At 44.2% G+C, this 20,048-nt stretch carries 17 protein-coding genes, 1 tRNA gene and 1 pseudogene; 9 read left to right on the forward strand and 10 right to left on the reverse strand.

What is annotated here, in order from left to right; translation table 11 throughout:
* The first annotated feature begins 86 nt into the window (after nucleotides 1-86).
* From B3M90_RS11190 to B3M90_RS11200, 3 genes are read left to right on the forward strand one after another with little or no spacing between them, the layout of a single operon-like run.
* Nucleotides 87-1,436, forward strand: a complete 1,350-nt coding sequence (locus B3M90_RS11190) for a HAMP domain-containing sensor histidine kinase (RefSeq protein ID WP_290784142.1) — start codon at nucleotides 87-89, stop codon at nucleotides 1,434-1,436.
* 1 nt (nucleotide 1,437) lies between these two features.
* On the forward strand, nucleotides 1,438-2,085 hold the full coding sequence (locus tag B3M90_RS11195) for a response regulator transcription factor (RefSeq protein ID WP_214856411.1): 648 nt from the start codon (nucleotides 1,438-1,440) through the stop codon (nucleotides 2,083-2,085).
* An 18-nt stretch (nucleotides 2,086-2,103) separates the two neighbouring features.
* Entirely contained in the window at nucleotides 2,104-2,670 is a 567-nt protein-coding gene (locus B3M90_RS11200; RefSeq protein WP_214856412.1) for a histidine phosphatase family protein, read from the forward strand.
* 58 nt (nucleotides 2,671-2,728) lie between these two features.
* On the opposite strand, the gene B3M90_RS11205 is transcribed toward B3M90_RS11200, so the two are convergent.
* Nucleotides 2,729-4,216: a phytoene desaturase family protein gene (locus B3M90_RS11205; RefSeq protein WP_290784145.1), complete on the reverse strand. Its 1,488-nt coding sequence runs from the start codon at nucleotides 4,214-4,216 to the stop codon at nucleotides 2,729-2,731.
* A gap of 17 nt (nucleotides 4,217-4,233) precedes the next feature.
* Nucleotides 4,234-4,779 carry a methyltransferase family protein gene (locus tag B3M90_RS11210; protein WP_290784146.1) on the reverse strand — a complete coding sequence of 182 codons (546 nt, stop codon included), beginning with the start codon at nucleotides 4,777-4,779 and terminating at the stop codon, nucleotides 4,234-4,236.
* 217 nt (nucleotides 4,780-4,996) lie between these two features.
* Here B3M90_RS11210 and B3M90_RS11215 point away from each other — a divergent pair, with 217 nt between their 5' ends.
* A complete protein-coding gene (locus tag B3M90_RS11215; RefSeq protein ID WP_290784148.1) occupies nucleotides 4,997-5,824 on the forward strand; it encodes a M15 family metallopeptidase in 828 nt (275 codons plus the stop codon).
* A 200-nt stretch (nucleotides 5,825-6,024) separates the two neighbouring features.
* On the opposite strand, the gene B3M90_RS11220 is transcribed toward B3M90_RS11215, so the two are convergent.
* The gene (locus B3M90_RS11220; protein ID WP_290784150.1) at nucleotides 6,025-9,165 is read right to left on the reverse strand and encodes an efflux RND transporter permease subunit; all 3,141 of its coding nucleotides are present in this window, start codon (nucleotides 9,163-9,165) and stop codon (nucleotides 6,025-6,027) included.
* 184 nt (nucleotides 9,166-9,349) lie between these two features.
* Here B3M90_RS11220 and B3M90_RS11225 point away from each other — a divergent pair.
* Nucleotides 9,350-9,422 (forward strand) — tRNA-Val (locus B3M90_RS11225).
* Between the two features lie 97 nt (nucleotides 9,423-9,519).
* Here B3M90_RS11225 and B3M90_RS11230 read toward each other — a convergent pair.
* The gene (locus B3M90_RS11230) at nucleotides 9,520-10,542 is read right to left on the reverse strand and encodes a PTS transporter subunit IIC (protein ID WP_035412440.1); all 1,023 of its coding nucleotides are present in this window, start codon (nucleotides 10,540-10,542) and stop codon (nucleotides 9,520-9,522) included.
* Nucleotides 10,543-10,904: 362 nt separating this feature from the next.
* Here B3M90_RS11230 and B3M90_RS11235 point away from each other — a divergent pair, with 362 nt between their 5' ends.
* A complete protein-coding gene (locus B3M90_RS11235; protein ID WP_290784152.1) occupies nucleotides 10,905-11,639 on the forward strand; it encodes a metallophosphoesterase family protein in 735 nt (244 codons plus the stop codon).
* 36 nt (nucleotides 11,640-11,675) lie between these two features.
* On the opposite strand, the gene B3M90_RS11240 is transcribed toward B3M90_RS11235, so the two are convergent.
* Nucleotides 11,676-11,954 (reverse strand): hypothetical protein, encoded by a 279-nt coding sequence (locus B3M90_RS11240; protein ID WP_290784154.1) that lies wholly within the window; start codon nucleotides 11,952-11,954, stop codon nucleotides 11,676-11,678.
* Between the two features lie 171 nt (nucleotides 11,955-12,125).
* On the opposite strand from B3M90_RS11240, the gene B3M90_RS11245 reads away from it, so the two are divergent.
* Nucleotides 12,126-12,674 (forward strand): sterol desaturase family protein, encoded by a 549-nt coding sequence (locus B3M90_RS11245; RefSeq protein WP_349679702.1) that lies wholly within the window; start codon nucleotides 12,126-12,128, stop codon nucleotides 12,672-12,674.
* A gap of 53 nt (nucleotides 12,675-12,727) precedes the next feature.
* Here the strand turns inward: B3M90_RS11245 and B3M90_RS11250 are convergent, their stop codons facing one another.
* The 3 genes and pseudogenes from B3M90_RS11250 to B3M90_RS11260 form a co-directional block, all read right to left on the reverse strand.
* Nucleotides 12,728-13,282, reverse strand: a complete 555-nt coding sequence (locus tag B3M90_RS11250; protein ID WP_290758180.1) for a TetR/AcrR family transcriptional regulator — start codon at nucleotides 13,280-13,282, stop codon at nucleotides 12,728-12,730.
* Nucleotides 13,269-15,587, reverse strand: a complete 2,319-nt coding sequence (locus B3M90_RS11255) for a YhgE/Pip domain-containing protein (RefSeq protein WP_290784156.1) — start codon at nucleotides 15,585-15,587, stop codon at nucleotides 13,269-13,271. Before B3M90_RS11255 ends, B3M90_RS11250 begins: the two co-directional genes overlap by 14 nt.
* A gap of 148 nt (nucleotides 15,588-15,735) precedes the next feature.
* Nucleotides 15,736-16,700, reverse strand: a pseudogene (locus B3M90_RS11260) (quinone oxidoreductase family protein).
* Between the two features lie 104 nt (nucleotides 16,701-16,804).
* On the opposite strand from B3M90_RS11260, the gene yidD reads away from it, so the two are divergent.
* Entirely contained in the window at nucleotides 16,805-17,089 is a 285-nt protein-coding gene (gene yidD / locus B3M90_RS11265; RefSeq protein ID WP_035412458.1) for a membrane protein insertion efficiency factor YidD, read from the forward strand.
* A 110-nt stretch (nucleotides 17,090-17,199) separates the two neighbouring features.
* Here the strand turns inward: yidD and B3M90_RS11270 are convergent, their stop codons facing one another.
* Together B3M90_RS11270 and B3M90_RS11275 are read right to left on the reverse strand one after the other, a co-directional pair.
* The gene (locus B3M90_RS11270) at nucleotides 17,200-17,589 is read right to left on the reverse strand and encodes a tautomerase family protein (RefSeq protein ID WP_290784158.1); all 390 of its coding nucleotides are present in this window, start codon (nucleotides 17,587-17,589) and stop codon (nucleotides 17,200-17,202) included.
* 60 nt (nucleotides 17,590-17,649) lie between these two features.
* A complete protein-coding gene (locus B3M90_RS11275; RefSeq protein ID WP_081780441.1) occupies nucleotides 17,650-19,134 on the reverse strand; it encodes an aldehyde dehydrogenase family protein in 1,485 nt (494 codons plus the stop codon).
* A 273-nt stretch (nucleotides 19,135-19,407) separates the two neighbouring features.
* Here B3M90_RS11275 and B3M90_RS11280 point away from each other — a divergent pair, with 273 nt between their 5' ends.
* Nucleotides 19,408-19,896 (forward strand): DUF456 domain-containing protein, encoded by a 489-nt coding sequence (locus B3M90_RS11280; protein WP_290784160.1) that lies wholly within the window; start codon nucleotides 19,408-19,410, stop codon nucleotides 19,894-19,896.
* The last annotated feature ends 152 nt before the right edge of the window (nucleotides 19,897-20,048 follow it).

Here is a 20,048-nt window from a genome sequence, read left to right on the forward strand (position 1 = left end):
GTGCAGATGAAGTGACAGTTTCGTTTATCGGCAGTGATTATGTTTTTTTCGCTATACTAAAATGGAGAGATAAGGAGGGAAACGTCATGCGTCGTATTTCATACTCGGTCGGAGGAATCGTTCTTGCGGCATTTTTAATTTGTGGCAGTGTATTGTTCGGGACGTTGTATTATCAGTTGTCTCAAATACGAACGCAGGAAGTGGTGGATGGTTTGCTGAACCGAGGGAATACCCATCGTGATGTCCTAGTCGATTCCTACGACCAAACGACGATGCGTCATGTCAGTATGATGGAAGCGAACTCATCCTTTACTGTCGTGATCACCGATGCAAGAGGAAAACAACTCGAAGCATCACGTCCTTTGACGAGTGAGATGAAAAGTGTGCTAGAGCATACGGATTTTGATTACCGTCGACAAGGAAAAATCGTGACGATGCGTGACTTTTTAATGACGGACAGTCCCATTACCATCGACGGGAAACATCGGGGTCATGTCTTCATGTTCGCTTCTAAAGCAATCGTAGATCACGTACTTGATCCGTTGAAACAGCAGTTTTTCCAAGTGGGTCTGCTCGCACTATTATTAGCAGGTGCGGCAAGCATTTGGACGACCCGAATCATTTCTCGTCCGTTGATTCAGATGGAAAAAGCGACGGCGCGTCTATTGGATGGGGGAAGTGGAGAGTTGCCAATTGATCGAAAAGACGAACTGGGACAATTGGCGCGTTCGATTCAGCAGTTAAAACAGGATCTCGATTTTTTGAATCGGGAACGATCCGAATTTTTAGCAAGCGTATCTCATGAACTACGCACACCATTGACATATATAAAGGGATATGCGGATATTCTCAAACGCCAAACATTGACACCGGATGAACAACGACGCTACATCACGATCATTCGAGAAGAAAGTCAGCAAATGAATGAATGGATTGAACAATTATTTTGGCTGGCACGAATTGATGCCAATGCTTTTATGATGGAACGAAAACCTGTCGATGTCGAAGACTTGATTCATCAAGTGATACGATTGATGCGCCTGGACATCGAACAAGAAAATATTTCGTTCGAGATAGAAGGTGAGCGATTAGAAGTGATAGGTGACGCTCAGCAGCTCCGTCAGATGATTGTAAATATCATTGAAAATGCACGTCGACATACGACGTCGGGAACAATCATCGTTCGTTATGGTGTCAACGCAGTAGGGGCTTTCATTCAAATCGAAGATACAGGAGAAGGGATTGCTGCAGAATCTTTACCTCATGTAACGAAACGGCTCTACCGAACGGAAGCATCTCGTTCTCGAAAACATGGAGGAACTGGAATCGGACTCTCCATCGTTGAAGCAATTGCGCAGACACATGGAGCAGAATTGAACATCAAGAGTCAGCTTGGACATGGAACACAAGTGACACTGCAGTGGAAGGAGAAATGAAATGCCGCATGTATTGATTGTAGATGATGAACCGAGAATGCTTGAACTGTTAAAATTGTATATTCAGCCGTATGGGTACACGTGTCAGCTTGTGGATTCTGCGCAACAAGCTCTTGACCTCTGCCGTCAGCACGTATTCGACCTGATTTTAATGGATGTCATGATGCCAGATATGGACGGATGGACATGTTGTCGTCTCATTCGAAAACACTCTAACATCCCGATCTTGATGGTTACGGCACGGAATCAGCGGGAAGACATCATTCGAACACGGGAAGTAGGGGCGAATGATTACATATCAAAGCCGATTCAAGAAGGAGAACTGATCGGACGAATGGAAGTTTTATTACAGCAACAGTATGATGGTCTATCCTATGACCGGGAAAGCTATCGTTGTTGTTACCTCCAACAAACGATTTCGTTAACGAAGACGGAGTTTGAATTGTTAGGTGTATTTTTAGATTCTCCACGACGTGTTTGGACACGGGATCAGCTGACGACGATGTTATGGGGAGCGGAAGCGTCTGTAGACGAGCGGACAATCGACTCGCATATCAGACATTTAAGAGAAAAACTACGTGTTTGCGGTTTTCCAATCGAACAGCATCTGGAAACGGTTCGCGGAATCGGATACCGCTGGATACACTAGTAAGAAGGAGATTCAAACATGACGACACTGTATTTCGTACGGCACGCACATTCGACATACTCACCGGATGAACGGAGACGTCCACTTTCCGATAAAGGACAGGCAGATGCGAGACGTTTACTTGAAACGTTTCAAGAAATTCCAATCGACAGATTCTATAGTAGTCCGTATCAGCGGGCGATCGAGACGGTTGCACCGCTCGCGGAGGCACGTCGACAACCAATTATTGAGGTAGAAGAACTAAGAGAGCGATTACTAGCACCTGGAGAGCTTGACGGTTTTCAGGAGGCGGTTATGTATGTATGGCAACATCCGAACGATAATCCATTCGGGGGCGAAACGAACAAAGAAGCAGCGCAACGCATTCGGCAATTCATCGATGAACTGGTGGAGAAGCATTCCGACGAAATAGTTGTTCTTGGAACACATGGAAACATTATGGTGTTACTTCTCGAAACATTCGATCCGACATTTGATTATACATTTTGGAAATCCTTACCGATGCCAGCCGTGTGCCGGATGGAAGTGAAATCAGGAGGAGAGGTAGATATTCACGTCGTACCACTTTTGACGAATGTAAAGTAAAAAAGAGGCGGAACTGATGAGTAAATCAGTTTCCGTCTCTTTTGTAATCAAAGAAATCTTAAGGCGTAGGAATAGCACCTTCATGTTTTCGGATCAAATCAGCTGTTAATTGACCGGATAAGGTGACCATCGGCACACCGCCGCCTGGGTGTGTAGAACCACCAACGAAATAAAGTCCTTCGTATAAGTCGCTCTTCGATGGAATCTTGAATCCACCATTTTTCTTCCGATCGGCTGCGACACCATAAATCGATCCACCGTTTGGACCATATAAGTCCTTCAGATCTTCTGGGGTGAAGCGATATTCAAACTCGATTGATTCCCGAAGACCGTAAAGTCCCATTCGTTCGAGTTTATCAAGAACAACTTCACGATAAGCATCCCAGTCGACCTCGCCTTTTTGGAGTGTTAGAGGAGGGACATGCGTCAAGACGAACAGATTATCTTTTCCATCGGGCGCTTGCGAAGCATCAGATTTCGACGAGACCCCGACATAAATCGTCGGATCCTCAGGAGGCGTTCCTTCTTTGAACATTTGAGCGAATTCGCACTCTGGATTTTCTGAGAAAAAGAAGTTGTGATGTGCTAGTCCACTGTATTCACGGTTCACACCAAGTAATAATACGAGTCCAGAAACAGAGGGAGCAAACGATGCCTGTAATTTTTTTGCCCGCTTCCGGGCTTTTTTCTCAGGTACGATTCGTTCGTAAGTCGGGATGACCTCAAGATTTGAGACGACGATGTCGGCTGCATGGAACGTACCATTCGAAAGGACACCAACTGCTTTTTTATTTTCAAGGACGATTTGTTCAACCGGTGAGTTGAGATGCACCGTGACGCGGAGCTCGTCAAGCAATCGTTTCATAGCACGCGCGATTTGATACATCCCGCCCTTAACATAATAGATGCCAAGTCCCATCTGTACATAAATCATTTGATTGAAGACGGCTGGCGCTTGATAAGGGTTGGAACCGACATACATGACCATGTAGTTGAACAGCTGTTCGAGATACGGATCATTGAGGTGTTTTTTTGTTCCGGTCGCGACGGTGTTCATCGGGTCCATCTTTAATAAATCAGACATCGTATGGTATTTTTTTAAGTCCTTTAAATCTTCGAGACTGTATTTATAAAAGCTGTCGAGACATAAGTCATACATTTGTTTTGAGTACCGGAACAATTCGACGAAATCCGCTCGTGACGAAATTTGCTCGACTTCTTCAAGCATTCCGGGTAAGTCACCTTTGACGTCGATTTTTGTCCCGTCTTCAAAAAAAGTACGCCATTGCGGTTCAATGCGTTCGATTTCTAAGTAATCATCTAAGTTACGATGAACACTTGAGAAGAGTTGTTCGAGTACCCAAGGCATCGTTAAAATCGATGGACCAGTATCAAAAGTAAATCCTTTCCCGCTGCGTTGATTTAGTTTCCCACCGACGTTTGCATTTTTTTCAAGCATCGTGACTGCGTAACCATCTCCAGCTAAACGAATGGCAGCAGACATACCGGCAAGACCAGCTCCAATGACGATTGCACGTTTCTTCAAATGGATCACTTCTCCTTTTAATAGATGAATGGAATCAAACGTTTTCGTTTTGCAGCCCATACTGTATAGGCAGGTCCGAAACCTTTTGTCAACATCGCTTCCTCGATCCGGATTCGATAGAGTAGGAAAAAGAACATGAGCACTCCAGCGAAAGCGAACAGGACCATTTGTCCCGTGAACAGAGGAAAGCTGATCGTGATCAACAATAATCCACTGTACAATGGATGGCGCAAGAAACGATAAGGACCACTACTGACAAGCTTGTCATCAGCTGCGACGACGACGTGACGAGTGAATTGTTGTTTTAAGTGGAGAATTCCCCAAAGGCGTAAAGCGACTCCACTCCACAACAGCAGGCAGGAAGTAATGCGCAACCAGGGAGAAACGGTTTCATTCGCAAAGAGGAAAGCGCAGACGATCGTTCCGCTTAGGACAAGGAAAATCAAATAAAAACTCACTTGTTCTGCTGCCCCTGACTTAGACTCGGAGCGATTCCGAAAACGAACCATCTCACCAATCCAGCAGATGCTACCAATACTGAAAATCCATTCCCAAAGTGACACGTACGCTACTCCTTTCTACATCAGAATCATGTTTCGAAAACGCATACATCGTTATTTACCCATTGTAATTCGTCCTTAAGCTACATTTAGAAAACTTCAGAAATACTTCATTTTCATGACAAGCATTCCGAAAGAACCCTGTTTGAAAAAAAGAATGGTATTCTAATCTAAAATATGGATGCAGATTAGAACATGCATTAAAGGAGATATACGATTCATGAAATACATCACGACACTCATCACGACGTTGACATTAACAGCGGCCTGTACATCAGTGTATATACCAACAGTCGAAGCATCGACTTCTACTTATCGGCAAGCAAAGACATCTCTTCATTTGCGTAAAGGAGCATCGATTGATCAACCGAGTCTTGCGGTTATTCCGACGGGGATCTATGTGACGGAACTGTCGAAAGTCGGTACATGGTCAAAAGTACAATATGGTACGAAGATTGGTTATGCGAGTACGAAGTATCTACTGACGGATGAACAAATCGGTGGGAAACGGATCGGTAAGACACTCATCGCGAATAAGAACTTAGCACTCCGTTCGACGTACGCTCCTGGAGAGAATCAGCAAGCGCGTGCAGCTTTTGAGAAAATGCGCTTGGCGGCAAAAAAAGAGGGGATTACGCTGGTCGCATTTAGTACATACCGTTCGTACGCTTACCAAAAGGCATTGTTTGATAAATATGTCGCGCGAGATGGATATGAAAAAGCGAGTACTTATAGTGCGGAGCCAGGAAAAAGCGAACATCAGACAGGACTCGCTTTTGATATAGGGGGAGCAGATTCTTCTAAATACGCGATGTTCAGTTTTGCGAAGACGAAAGAGGCGAAATGGCTGTTCGCGAATGCGCACCGGTATGGTTTCCATCTTCGTTATCCATCTGGTAAAGAATCGTGGACAGGTTATACGTATGAAAGCTGGCACTACCGTTATGTAGGGGCGACGCTTGCTGCTCGCCTGAAACTCAGTGGGTTGACAATGGAAGAGTATTTTCATCTTGCTCCTTGGAAACCAGTAAAGACTTCGACATCTTAAAACATGATAAATAGAGGGTGTTGGATTCATCTATTATTCGTCTTGAATGAAAGAGATGGACTGTTTGACAATGACCGGCATGCTGATTGGTAGCTGAACATGACGGTACATTGGAGCAGACGGATGAACCGTTGGAATCATAAGCCTCACACTATAAAAAGCCCATCGCAATCCAAGCGATGGGCTTTTTTGATGTTCACTTAATTGGTTGTTCGTTCTTTTTTCGCTTTTTTGAAGAAGAACAGTTCATAGACGACTGGAACAATGATGAGTGTTAACAACGTAGATGTCGTTAACCCCCCAATAACTGTTAGGGCGAGACCTTTTGAGATCAATGTCCCTGAAGAAGTTGTTAATGCGAGTGGTACTAATGCCATGATCGTTGCGAATGCGGTCATCAGGATTGGACGCAATCGTGTTTTACCCGCTTCAATCAATGATTCGCGAATCGGCATACCACGTCCGACGTTTTGACCGATGCGGTCTACGAGAACGATTGCGTTCGTGGTGACGATTCCGATCAACATCAAGAAGCCGATCATGACACTGACAGACAATGGTTCATTCGCAAGGAAGAGCGTGACGAGTGAACCGATTGGAACAAAGATCAGAGAGGACAAGATGATGAACGGAATTCGTGCTTTTCCGAACGTAATCAACATTGTCAGGTAAACAAGTCCGATTGCAACGACAATCGCAATTCCGAGTGATTGGAAGATTTCAACCGTATCGTCATTTCCGCCACCACTTGTCAGTGAGACACCGTCTGGTAAATTAATTTTTTCGACCTCTGTTTTTACAGCATTAGAAACGTTTTGTACGTCGTCTCCTTTAACTTGTCCGGAAACGCGAGCATATACTTTTCCGTCGAGCTTTTGAATTGATGTGAAGGTCTCGACTTCTTTGACGGTCGCGACATCTTTTAGAGCAACAGGACCGTTTGCTGAGAACAGTTGGACGTCTTCGAGATCTTTCTTCGAAACGAGTCCTTTTTCATAAGACAATTGTACATTTTGATCTTTATTATCAAGATTCAACGTGCCAACAGTAACAGGCTTCGTTTGATCATTGACGGTCCCGAGGATCTGGAAGCCGGATAGTCCACGATCACTTGCTTTTTCAGGATCGATTTCAACGAGGAATTGCTTTTGTTTTTCGCTGAAGTTGTTTGTGATATATTTTAAATCACTATTTTTGGACATATTATCCTCGACTAATTTCGCAGCTTTTTGAAGCGCTTCGAGATCGTTCGAGAACAGGTCGACATCGACGTTGTTGTTCGACGGAGGACCACCTGTTGATAATTCAGCTACGCTGATTTTGACATTGACGTTTTCCTCTTGAGCGATGTCCTCCATCTGTGTCTCAAGTGATTTGATCGTTTTCTCAACGTTCGCGCCGTCCTTCAGGTTCAAGAAATAACTTGCTTTATTATCGAGACGTAAGCCTGTCGTAAAGTCTCGTGCTCCGACAGACGTCGTGACGTCAGCGATTGCTTGTTCTTTATCAAACATCTTTTCCATCTCGAATGAGACGTCGCTCGTTTTCTCGAGTGATGTGGCAGCCGGAAGTTCAAGCGATGCCGTTAGTGTCTTTGAGGCTTCGTTCGGAATGAACGTAAAGCCGAGACGTGGAACGATCGCTAGAGAACCGCCGAGAAGAATGAACGATACAATTAAGATCGTCGCCTTATGCGAGAGTGACTTTTCAATCAGCTTGCCATACCACCGTTGAAGAGCACCTTCTTTTTCTTCTGCTGGAACCTTCTTAAAGGCAAATTTCGCAAGAATCGGTACGATCGTGATCGCAACGAGTAGTGAAGCAAGTAATGAGAAAATAATTGTCAAAGCAAACGGTAAGAAGAACTTACCAGTGATTCCACCGACGAATCCGATTGGCAGGAAGACGACGACGGTCGTTAGCGTCGATGACGTGATTGCTTTTAAAATCTCTTTTGTCGATTGTTCGATGATCTCATCCGTCATACCGGATTCGGATTTTCGAACACGCCGGAAGATGTTCTCGATAACGACGATACTATCATCAACGACACGACCGACCGCAACGGCCATCCCGCCAAGTGTCATGATGTTCAGAGAAATATCTTGCCAGTTCAAGAAGATAGCAGCAATGAGTAACGATAAAGGAATCGAGACGATGGCAATAATCGTTGCGCGAATATTTCGTAAGAACAAGAGTACAGCGAGAGAGGCAAAGAGGGCACCAAGTAATCCTTCTTTGACGAGTGTCGCGACGGATTCCTCGATATCCTTCGCTGAATCGATCCCAATCGTATAGTCGACTTGATCGTCATATTTATTAAGGATCTTCGTGACTTCATCTGCGATTTCGACCGTATTGGCATCTTGTTTTTTCGTGATTGCCATCGATAAGGAATCTTTTAAATCGTAACGTGTTTTTTCGCTTTGTTGCGAGACTGCTTCGATTTTTGCAATATCTTCTAGACGAATCGGTTCTGCAGGTTCAGACGCCTGATCTGTAGCTGCTCCACCTGTTGTACTTGGTGGTCCTTGTGTTGCACCTTGTGGTGGACCGCCAGCAGATGAACCACCTGTTTGATCGCTACTAGCTGAACTAGTCGCACCTGCAACGGGTGTCAATTGTAGATTTTTTAGTTTATCTAGATTTTCTAGTTTTTCCTCAACGCGAATCGGTATTTTTGAATCGTTTTCTGATAGCTGACCAGATGGGAACGAGACATACTTTCCGTTGATTTGTTCCTTGATACTTGAGAGCGAGAGTCCTGCTTCTGTTGCTTTCTGATTATCGACGGTGATTTGAACGAGATCATCTTTGTAGCCACCAACGGAAACGCTATTGATTCCTGGAATCTTATTAAGTTCAGGTTCGATATCGTCCTTGAGGATTTTTTCGATGTCTTTACCATCCTTACTAAAGAAAGAGATATTATAGATTGGGAACGATCCAAAGGACAGACGATTTAATTTCGTTGTTGCTTCCTCTGGTAGATTCGCATCTTGGATTGCAGCATCAATCTGTTGTTCGACTTTATCCATATCAGTATCGAACGGGAATTCGATGTTTAAGATACCGATGCTTTCATAAGAAGAGCTTGTCAGCTTAGTAGCTCCTTCGATTCCTTTCAAGGCAGTTTCAAGCTTCGAGACGACTTGTTTATCGACATCGTCGGGCGAAGCACCAGGATATACTGCTTCAACAGAGATTTGAGGAAATTCAATTTCTGGGAACTGATCGACTTTTAATTTCGAGAAAGAATAGACGCCTCCTAAAACTAAAAGAATGGCGATGATGAAAACAGCCACCGAATTCTTTAAACTGAATCGGGTTAAAAAGTTCATATGAACACTCCTTTCGTTTATATGTGCTTATTTACATAGTAGAGGACACTCATAGAACCCGCAACTTTAAAACTGTTTTATTCAAAAAGATCTTTTTGAAAAAAGATAATTTTTTTTGTTAAAAAGGCTTTACACCTTTCGATATGCTGCTATAATAAAAATATACCCAGTAACAACACAGCATGATTCTGTAGCTCAGCTGGGAGAGCGCTACCTTGACAGGGTAGAGGTCGCTGGTTCGAGCCCAGTCAGAATCATACCGAAATCGTTCCTTTTCGAAGGAACGATTTTTTTTGCATTAAAAAAACTATTCCCGAAATCAATCAGGAATAGTTGGAAGGTAGAGATATTATTTTATTGGATTTCGAGATGAAGATCGCCACGCTTCGTCCAGCCTGCGACAGTCGTCAATCGATAGAAGACGAGTGTCAAGACGCCAGGTAAAACGACACCAGTCAAGAAGAAGATAAGGAACGCCTGAGGACCTTGGTTGACGAAGATATTGAGTGGCGCAATCATCGAATTTAAACCGAGTCCAGCGAGTTCATATGGTACTTTCAAAGAGAGAAGAAGCGTCGCTACAGGAGCTGAAATCATCGCTGCGAGAAACGGTGCAACGACAAGACGTGGATTTTTAACGATATTCGGGAATTGTACTTTAGGTGTGACAAAGAAAGAAGCAATCAAACCACCGGGATCCGTCTGACGATATGCCATCAATGTGAAGCCAACGAATTGAGCGGAACAGCCAATGAGTGCAGCGGCACTTGCTACAGGATCAAGCTGCAAAGCGATAGCGAGTGCAGCGGACGAAGCGGGAGACATCAATAAGACACTAAAGATGAGTGCAATGACAAGAGATGTAGCAATAGGAGACGATTCGACTGAAGCGGTGATCATAGCGCTGAATTTTGTAAGGAGTGGTGTCGTTACGGCAGCAGCACCGATACCAGTGATACCACCGGCAAGCACAGCACTCATCGGGATGACCATCATGTCAAATTTCGTTTTTCCAGTCATGCGTTTTCCGACATATACAGCGACCGCAGCTGCGAGTAATGCACTGATTGGCTGACCGGGGGCAAGAACGAGTCCAGAAGCAGTCGATTGAAGCGCAGCACCACCAATCGTCGCTGCGATCATCGCGCTGAACAGGACAAGTGTGTTTCCTCCGAGCTGAAAGGCGATACCGGCACCGAGTGCAGGAGCAAGCAGTACTTTTGCGACGCCGCCAATCGTCAGTAGCATTTGGATATGTAAAAAATTGCCGAGCGTCTCAATCAGGAGTCCGACACCGAGTGTTACAAGAACGGCATTCGCCATTCCAGCTGATACTTTTACCATTCGATCCATCGCATATTCTTTCAACGTTGTCATCCTCTCTCTATCTATCTCTATTTTTTGCCATGAAAAAAGCCTATCCATTTTTGGGATAGGCGCCACTCATTCTGTGCGGGCGCCTCATTCGATGCATCGAAAGGAGGGCCCAAAAATCATTTCCGTTTCATCATCGGAAAAGTTTTCAGTCCCTCATGCATAGAATAATCAGTCGTCCGGCTTGGCTAAATGGCTGTTGCGTCGGAATCATTCAATCGTGCCCCTCTCTGTGAATTTTTCTAAGCCTAACATGCTTCTGATCAATAATCAATATTTTCTGACAATTTATTTTTTCTCTAAATCTAATAGGAATTTACGCTATCATCGGGAAATCCTAATGTACTAACAATGGAGGCGTTTACATGAAAGTAATGATTTTTACAGATATTCACGGGAATGCTTCAGCATTGCGTGCCGTGTTGTCCTACCTCGATCAGTCTTCAGACATCGATGCTGTATATTGTCTCGGTGATCTCGTCGGTATCGGACCTGAACATAATGAGGTCATCAATTTGTTAAGGCAGCGGCCTGATATTCAGACGATTTCTGGAAACCATGATGAATGCGTCCTTGCTTTGATTCATGGGGATGTTTATCCCGCTAGTTACCAACATGCGAAAGAGCACCATCAATGGATTGCAGATTCATTGACGCAGGAGAATCAGAGTTATTTGGAGCGTTTACCGCGTGAATTGAATGTCACCCATCAGGAACAAACGATGTATCTGACACATTATGCCTATGCCGATCAGACGAAGAAAATCGGTGAGGAACCCTTAAAGCCAGCAGTGGATGGAACGAAAGAAAACTTACCCGTCCTTTTTTCCGGAAATGAGGCGCGAATCATTGGCTTTGGTCACCACCATCCAGCACAACAAGTTGAGACGGATCAAACGCTGTACATCAACCCTGGAGCGATCGGGTGTCAGGAAACAGCTCTTGCCCCAGTAGCAATCCTCACTTTAGAAAAAGGACAAGTTCGTTCGGAAATCCTGACGATTCCTTACGATGACCGCCCATTTCTAAATGTACTCAATACAACAGAAATGCCGGAACGTGAATTGATGCGACGTCTCTTCTTCGGAAATAGATCATGAAAAAAACCTTCATGAATAGATCACGAAGGAAGTCGATCATGCAGACAGTTTCGTCATGATTGAGACAAGACAGACGATAATCAGTAACAGGATGCCGATATTTCGTTTCAACGAGTGGCGTGACCAGTAGAAGAATAGTGCAAGTATAGGGGCCACGAAAAATGCAAGAACAAGACTGATCAGTGTCGCAAGAAATAAAACAAATATCCAAAGCTTGCTCGTTGTCCGGTATACCTGCCACATGTCGTAAAGCGACATAAGTGTATAAGCGAGTAATACAAAAATGATTCCAGTTGATAAACTCAAAACGATCATCACTCCATTCCTTTTTTAGTATAAGGGAAGGAGCAAAGATGACTATATGTCTTGCAGGAAAAAACGTGACGAATCGATGAACGTACGACTAAACGCTGTAATGAAGGAAAAGGAGAGGACATTCATGTCAGATATGTATCGCCGTTTTTTCTGTTTCCAGATATTTTAATCATGCTTGTATTACTGATCGGAATAAGTGGGTATATCATCGCGCAACCATTCAGTTGGTCCATGTTGCTATTCTTTTGCATCGGATTGATCGTCTTTAGTTTTAGTGAATATTTCACCCATCGTTTTTTGTTTCATCTACCACCACCGAAGAACGTGTTCGGACGAAAGTTGTTGAAACGACTCCATTACGATCATCATGCGCATCCGAATGAACTGCATCTGTTATTTTTACCAGTATGGTATTCCTTGCCGAATCTCGGATTTTTTGCGGTGGTGACATATCTTCTGACGCAGTCTGTCGTATTGACAGCTGCAGCTGCAAGTGGATTGATCGTCATGTTACTTGTTTACGAGTGGAAGCATTATGTGGCGCATGTTCCGCTAAAGCCGAGAACACGCTTTGGGAAATGGATGAAAAAGACGCATCTGTTACATCACTTCAAAAATGAACATTATTGGTTCGGTGTATCCAATCCGGTAGGAGATTGGTTATTTGGAACGCTGAAGGATGAAAAACAGTCTTATCTAGCCAAACGGCACGTGATTTAGAAAAAGAATTGGATAATAAAAAACCGCCGATCCATTGATCAGCGGTTTTTTATTCACAGAACGCGCAACATAGCACGTCGAATCGTATCGAGTTCAAGTGGACGCGCAATCGATGGCCATTCGGCAATCAACGCGATATACGTTCGAAAGATCAAGAAGGCCGTGACATCGACCGGTATGTCGCGATCGTCTTGACCAAGACGAGTCTCAAGTAATGTCTTGATATATTCGACGACATGTCGTTCAATCCGCATCCGTAATTCCTGCATCTCTTGTAATTTTAAATTGCGTGTTTCTTCGATGATTTGAAGAATGAATAAGTGTTGTTGCTGATGATAGGCGATGGCGTCGATCATTGCTTGTTTATTTTCTTCTACGGTCGCCTGTTCGACGTAAGCGCGTTCTGCTTCTTCTTTCATCTCTTGCAACACACGTGTTACGAGTGATTCAAACAGATTAAGTTTACTTTCGAACAATTGATAGACGGTTGGTTTTCCGACATGAGCGCGTCGGGCGACACGCTCGATCGTCGTTCCTTTATAACCGAGTTCTGAAAAGCAAGCCATTGCTGAGTCGAGTATCAAAGTTTCTTTATCAGACTGTGTCATGTTGTTTTCGTCTCGCTTTCGTTGAGAGTAGAATCCGTTTGGCTCCGAGCCCTCCAACGAAGCAGATGATTAATGCGACGACTAATATGGTCGCAAGGACTTGACTATTGGATACGAGGACATCCGTCACACCGAGTCCAAGCGCTTCGCGGAATCCACCGACCGAATATGTCATCGGTAAGAAAGCGTGAATCGCTTGGAAGAACCCTGGCGTCATTTCGACAGGGAACGTTCCACCACTACCACCGATTTGAAGAAGGAGTAGTAAGAAGGCAAGGAACTGTCCGACGCGACCGAGTAGCATCGCGAGCGTGAACAGAATGGTAATGAACGTCATACCTGTCAAGGCAGCGAATCCATAGAGCGCAGGGACACTCGCGACATCAGCATCCAGCACATAGACGATTGCTGTGGCCGCTGCGACACCTTGTAATGCGCCAATCGGTAAGATAAGTGATAATTTACCGACGAGGAAGCGCCATGTCAGACTCTCGCCATGTTCGGGACGAATCTGATAGACCGAAGAGAACATCAAGGCACCTGCGAACAAGGCAATACTAAGGATATAAGCTGATAAACCGGAACCGTAATTATTGACCGTCGAATAGTCATGTTCTTTTAAGACGACGGGTTCTGCTAGCATATTATCCCGCTCTTTTGTCGGTTTGACCGTCGCGTCTTTAGCTCCTTTGCTGAGCTCATCCTTCAGTGTTTTAGCTCCATCTTCAAGTTTCGTGTTGGCATCCGCGATTTTTGAAGCACCCTCTGTCGTTTTGCCGATACCATCTGTAATCGTAGAAGAACCAGATGCCAATTGTCCTAATCCGTTATTCAACTCGCTAGCCCCAGCTTGAAGTTGATGTGTACCATCGGACAGTTGGTTCGCGCCGTCAGCTAGTTGGGCACCGCCTGTTGCGGCTTTATGCACACCCGCAGTATACTGACCGAGTTTTTCATTGAACGTCTGTTGTCCACTAGCTAATTGTTGTGCGCCAGACTCGACTTGTTTCGCACCATCGACGAGCTTCAATTGTCCAGCGTTTAGTTGCGATACAGCAGACTGGACTTGCTGACCACCTGCGGCGAGTTGACCGATTTTCTTCGTTGCTTCTGTTGCTTGAGCAAGACTCTGATCAATTGCACCTTCTTGGGCAGCAAGACTTTGAATATTTTCTTCTAATGAACCAATAGAACCGAGTAATGTTTGTTTTTCTTCATCTGATAACTGTTCAGAAGCAGAAATAACTTCTTTTAGTTGAGCGACGTTTGCCTCAAGTGCTTGGCGACGGGCCCGTAAGTCCTGTTTCGCCCGTTCAGCATCTTGATTGAGTTGTGTTAAAAAGGCATTCGCAGCTTGTGCTTTTTCATCCAGTTGATTTAATCCGTCCGTCAACTGAGGAATTTTTTCATTAAGCTGAGCAGTACCCGCAGCCAGTTGTTCTGCCCCTTGGCGTACCTGTGTTGAGCCACCGCTGAGTTTTGTTGCGCCTTCTTGAAGTTGCGCGGCACCTGCCTGTAACTTGCCACCGTTTTCATCGAGTGTGTTCAATCCAGAAGATAGCTCACCCGTTTTTTGAGCGAAGAGGGTGGTCTTTTCGTCGAGTGTCGTGACACCATCACTCAGTTTTTTCGAACCTTGATTCGCTTCCCCGAGTTTTTCGGACAGTGTCAGACTGCCATCTGCGAGTTTTCCAAGATTTGTTGCTAGTGTTCTAGCGCCATCCGCTGTTTTATGGTTACCGTCCTCGAGTTTAGAGGAACCGTCCGACGCTTTTTCCATTCCGTTTGCGATTTTCTTTAATGCACCGAATATAGCACTACTATATTGTTTCGTAACGGATTTTCGGATTTTTTCGTTTAACTGTTTTGCGGCAGTACTCGAAATTTGTGTTCCCGAGTAGTTTTTCGCTGGATTCAAGTAATATTCTAACTCAATCTTCTTCGGGTGATCATCGAGTAGTGTCGTTGCATTTTTAGAAAAATTCTTTGGAATGACGACTGTCATGTAGACTTTTCCGTCACGCAATTCTTTCTCTGCCTTATCCTGAGACAAGAACTGCCAATCAAAATCATCATTTTTTTTGAGTTTATCGACGAATTGATCCCCGATGTCGACTTTCTCTCCTTTAAACTTTGTCGCCTGATCTTCGTTGACGATAGCTACCTTAATATCTTCTGTACGACCGTACGGGTCCCAGAATGCAGATAAGAAGATGGAGTTGTAAAGAAACGGTACGAGGATGAGGGCGAGAATAACGACGATCATCATCGGACTCTTCAATTTCTTCCATTCTGAGCGAAACATAAATACAAATCCCCTTTCTAAAACTCAAAACTAATTTGAGTTTTAGGTTTTGATGAGATTTACTTTACTCTCTTCATTATAAAAAATCAATCGATAATTCCAATTTCACACAAAAAAACGACTCACGAGAGTCGTCTCTAGAAAATGATTAAGGAATTAACAGTAACTTTCCTGTACTACGTCGGCTTTCTAAAAAGTCATGCGCTGCTTTTCCATCAGATAAAGCAAAAATTGTCGGAGAGGACAGGTTAAGGTGACTAGATAAAATCCAATCAAACAGCTCACCCGATCTGCGGATGCGTTCCTCAGAAGACGTTAACACATTCCAAAGGTCGCCACCTGTTAATGTTTTGGACGTATCCATTAAAAAACGTGGATCGACAGGTGCGGGATCACCGCCTGCCATACCATAGAAGACGACGGTCCCATGTACTTTCGTTACATGGAAACTGTCCATTAGCGTAGAACCGATAGACTCATAAACGACATCGACCCCTCTACCAGAAGTTTGTGTAAGCACTTGCTCGACCCAGTTCTCTGAGTACAAATAGACAGACTCACAACCGGCAGTTTTTGCGATCTGTGCCTTATCGGGAGAAGAAGTTAAGCCAATCGGAGTTGCACCAAGTAAACGAATGAGTTGTGTCAGTAATTGCCCCACGCCACCGGCAGCAGCGTGAACTAAGACGGTATCTCCTGGTTGAACGTGATAACTGTCGCGAGTCAAATAATGTGCCGTCAATCCTTGTAATAAGACAGAAGCTGCTGTTTCGTATGAGATACCGTCAGGAAGCGGAATCAATTTATCAACGGGTGCCGCCACGTACTCAGCGTTCGCAAGCGGAACGTCCGCAAAAGCAATCCGTTGACCTACATGGAACGTTGAAACGGCTGCACCGATTGCGGTGATGACTCCTGCTCCTTCGTAACCTAAAATATAGGGAGGCTGTCCTTCTAAATGATAGTTTCCTTTTCGACGATAAATATCTGCAAAATTCAGACCGATCGCTTTCATTTCAATCAGAACTTCCTGTTCGCTGATTGTTGGCGTTGGCACGTCTTCGAAGCGTAATACATCAGAACTCCGAATTCGTGGAATGTTAATGCCTTCATCTCAACACATCCTTCTTTTAAATCTACTTTTAGGATAAAGCAGAACATCTGAAAATGATGAACAGATGCGTTACACTAGAAAAAAAGAAGAAAGAAGGGACGTTATGAAACGTGTCTTAATGGGAGGCATTCGCTTTTATCAAAAAGTCATTTCTCCCATGAAACCAGCCACATGTCGATTCTATCCGACGTGTTCCCATTACGGGATGGAGGCGATTGAACGTCATGGTGCAGTAAAAGGGAGTTATTTGACGACACGCCGTTTGCTTCGTTGCCAACCGTTTCATCCAGGAGGCCTCGATTTCGTTCCAGAACCTGATCAGTTTAGTTGGAAAGCGCCGTTACAGCGAGAAAATCCCCGTGAGAAGGTCGAAGTCACTGTGGAATAAGTCATGTTAGGGTTTATGTTAATAGTTTAATGAATGAAGAAAAAGGGGAGGTATGTTACCGGAAATCATCGGTAACACACCCCCCTTTAATTGTTTCATTTGTTGAACGCTCATAGTTTACCTGTTAAAAACTGTGCTTCACCGAGACCGAAACTCCAGTCCGCCGCATCATTTTCGACGATTGAAACCATTAAATCAGTCGGAGCAAGTCCACAATTCGCTTCTAATCGTTCAGCGAGCAATTGATAGAGACGTTGCTTCTTCTCTTTCGTCCGCGTTTTACTTGTCACACTGATAAGAACGATATCTTTACTCCGCCTAAAACCAAGACCTGTATCTTGAATGACCATTTCGTGAGCTTTGTGTGTATGCACGATTTGATACCGATCACGTTCCGGCACGTCGAATGCTTCGACCATCGCGTCATGTGCAGTGTTGAGTAACACGTTCAACTCTTCTTCAGAACGTCCTTCAATGACGTCGAATCGTAATAATGGCATAACCGTTCAGCTCCTTTTTTAAGTATGTAGAGCAGGGAAGAGTTCCCTGCTCTCGATTATTTATTCAAAGAATGGTTTGTATTGGCGGCGATCATGCATGACGGACAACCATTGTACAGTTGAGAATTCTTCAAGTACCCATTCACCGTTAAAGCGACCAAGTCCTGAATCTTTTTCACCACCAAATGGCATATGTGGCTCATCGTTGACCGATTGGTCGTTGATGTGAATCATACCTGTCTCGACTTCCAGTGCAAAAGCGGTCGCACGTTCAATAGATGAACCGTGCACTGCGCCACTCAATCCGTATGGAAGAGAGTTCGCGATTTCAAGTGCCTCTTCATCTGTATCGAATGGGATGATGACGGCAACTGGTCCAAAGATTTCATTTTTAGCAAGCGGCATATCGTTCGTGACGCCTGTGACGACAGTTGGCGCAATGACGTTGTCTTTTGCTTCTCCACCTACACGAACGGTTGCACCGGCAGCTTTTGTTTTTTCAAGATCTTCAAGGATGCGTTCGACTTGTGATTGATTGATGAGTGGTCCGACTTGTGTCCGGTCATGTGATGGATCACCATACTGTAATTCTTTCACACGAGCAACGTATTTTTCGACGAACTCATCATGAATCGAAGAAGCGACAAGAATTCGGTTCGTCGACATACAGATTTGACCTTGATGATAGAACTTGCTGTAGACAGCAGATTCAACCGCACGATCGAGATCAGCATCATCAAGTACGACGAAGACGTTGTTTCCGCCAAGTTCAAGCGCTGTTTTCTTCAGGTGTTTACCGGCAAGTTCTCCGATGTGGCGACCGACTTCAGTTGATCCTGTAAAGGAAATCAAGCGTGGGACAGGGTGTTCGACGATGGCGTCACCGATTTCTGAACCACGACCGACGATAACATTTAAAACACCTTTTGGTAATCCAGCTTTTTCAAACAGGCTAGCGAAAATTAAACCGCCTGAGACAGGTGTGTCTGTTGCCGGTTTAACGACGACTGCATTCCCAATAGCGATAGCAGTAGCGATCGACCGCACAGCTAAGTGGAACGGGAAGTTCCATGGACTGATGACACCGATGACGCCAAGTGCTTTACGATAGATTCGGTTTTCTTTGCCTGGTACGACCGATGGACGAATTTCACCGTGCATCCGTAATGGGAAGGTAGCAGCTTCCTTTACGATCAAGACTGAGGCGAGGAATTCACCTTCCGCTTTAATACGTGTACTTCCTGACTCTTTGATTAGCCAATCGATGATAGTCTCTTTTTCTTCGTACAACACTTTCAGGAAGTTTTCGATGAGACCTTGGCGTTTTAAGGCAGGAACTTTCGCCCAGTCTTTTTGAGCAACTTGAGCCGCTTCATACGCATCATCTAAATCTTGTTGGTTCGCGGCAGAGATCGTAAAGAGCTCTTCTCCAGTGAATGGATTTGTGTTCGTCATGTTGCTGTCACTTGCGCCTGTGCGCCACTGACCGTCAATATAAATCTTCGTAAAATCCGTATGCAACGTAGCTTCGTTTTGTTGAGCCATCTCATTTCATCCTCCATTCGTTATTATAACAATTAAGTTATTCACGTTATGAAAAGAAGTAAAACACATCCATACACTTCTACCAAACATATTGCTCAAAATCAGTCAGTCAAGCGGGTTTTAAAGAACTTTAAACCAGGAATTTAACCAATATAATGCTATAAAAATGAGTGGGATCGTTCTTTTTTAGAAGGACGATTGAAACAAGCGCTTGATGAAACCTTTGCCTCTTCACGTTCGTAATAAAAGCAAGAACTTTAGAAGAAGGGAGGGATGGAAGTGACAATTTTATTATGGAGTCTAATCGTCGTGTGTTTTCTCGTCGCTTTTGCAGGACTCGTATATCCGATCATCCCAAGTGCGCCGATTTTAGTAGTAGGCTTTTTGATTTATGGATTCGGATTCGGTTTCTCTGAATTATCAATTAGTTTTTGGGTGATTCAAGCGATTTTCATCATTCTCTTGTTCACACTGGATTATCTCGTCAGCGCCTACACTGTTGATCGACGGGGAGGATCTCAAGCGGCTAAAATCGCGACGACAGTGGGATTGATTGCTGGACCGTTTATTTTACCAGGAATCGGACTATTGATTTTCCCGTTCATCTTTGCCATCTTGACGGAAAAAATCATTAGTAAAAAAACATGGCAAACAGCCGTTTCAGTAGGGATCGGTACGGTTCTCGGTATCTTATCAAGTGCGTTGTTAAAGGGAATCGCGATGTTGCTCATGATTGTAATCTTCATCCTATACGTGGTCTGACCGATTGAAATCGTGTCTTCAAGTACACATTTTGCAAAAGTTCCGTTATAGTATGAATATGAAAAAGTAAGGAAGCTTTGAAAGAATAAAGCTTCTTTTTGCTGTAAACGACTAGATGCCTTTGCATCTGGCTTTATATTAATGGAGGTGAA

The sequence above is a fragment of the Exiguobacterium sp. UBA6309 genome (genome assembly GCF_002439205.1).
Taxonomy (GTDB): domain Bacteria; phylum Bacillota; class Bacilli; order Exiguobacteriales; family Exiguobacteriaceae; genus Exiguobacterium_A.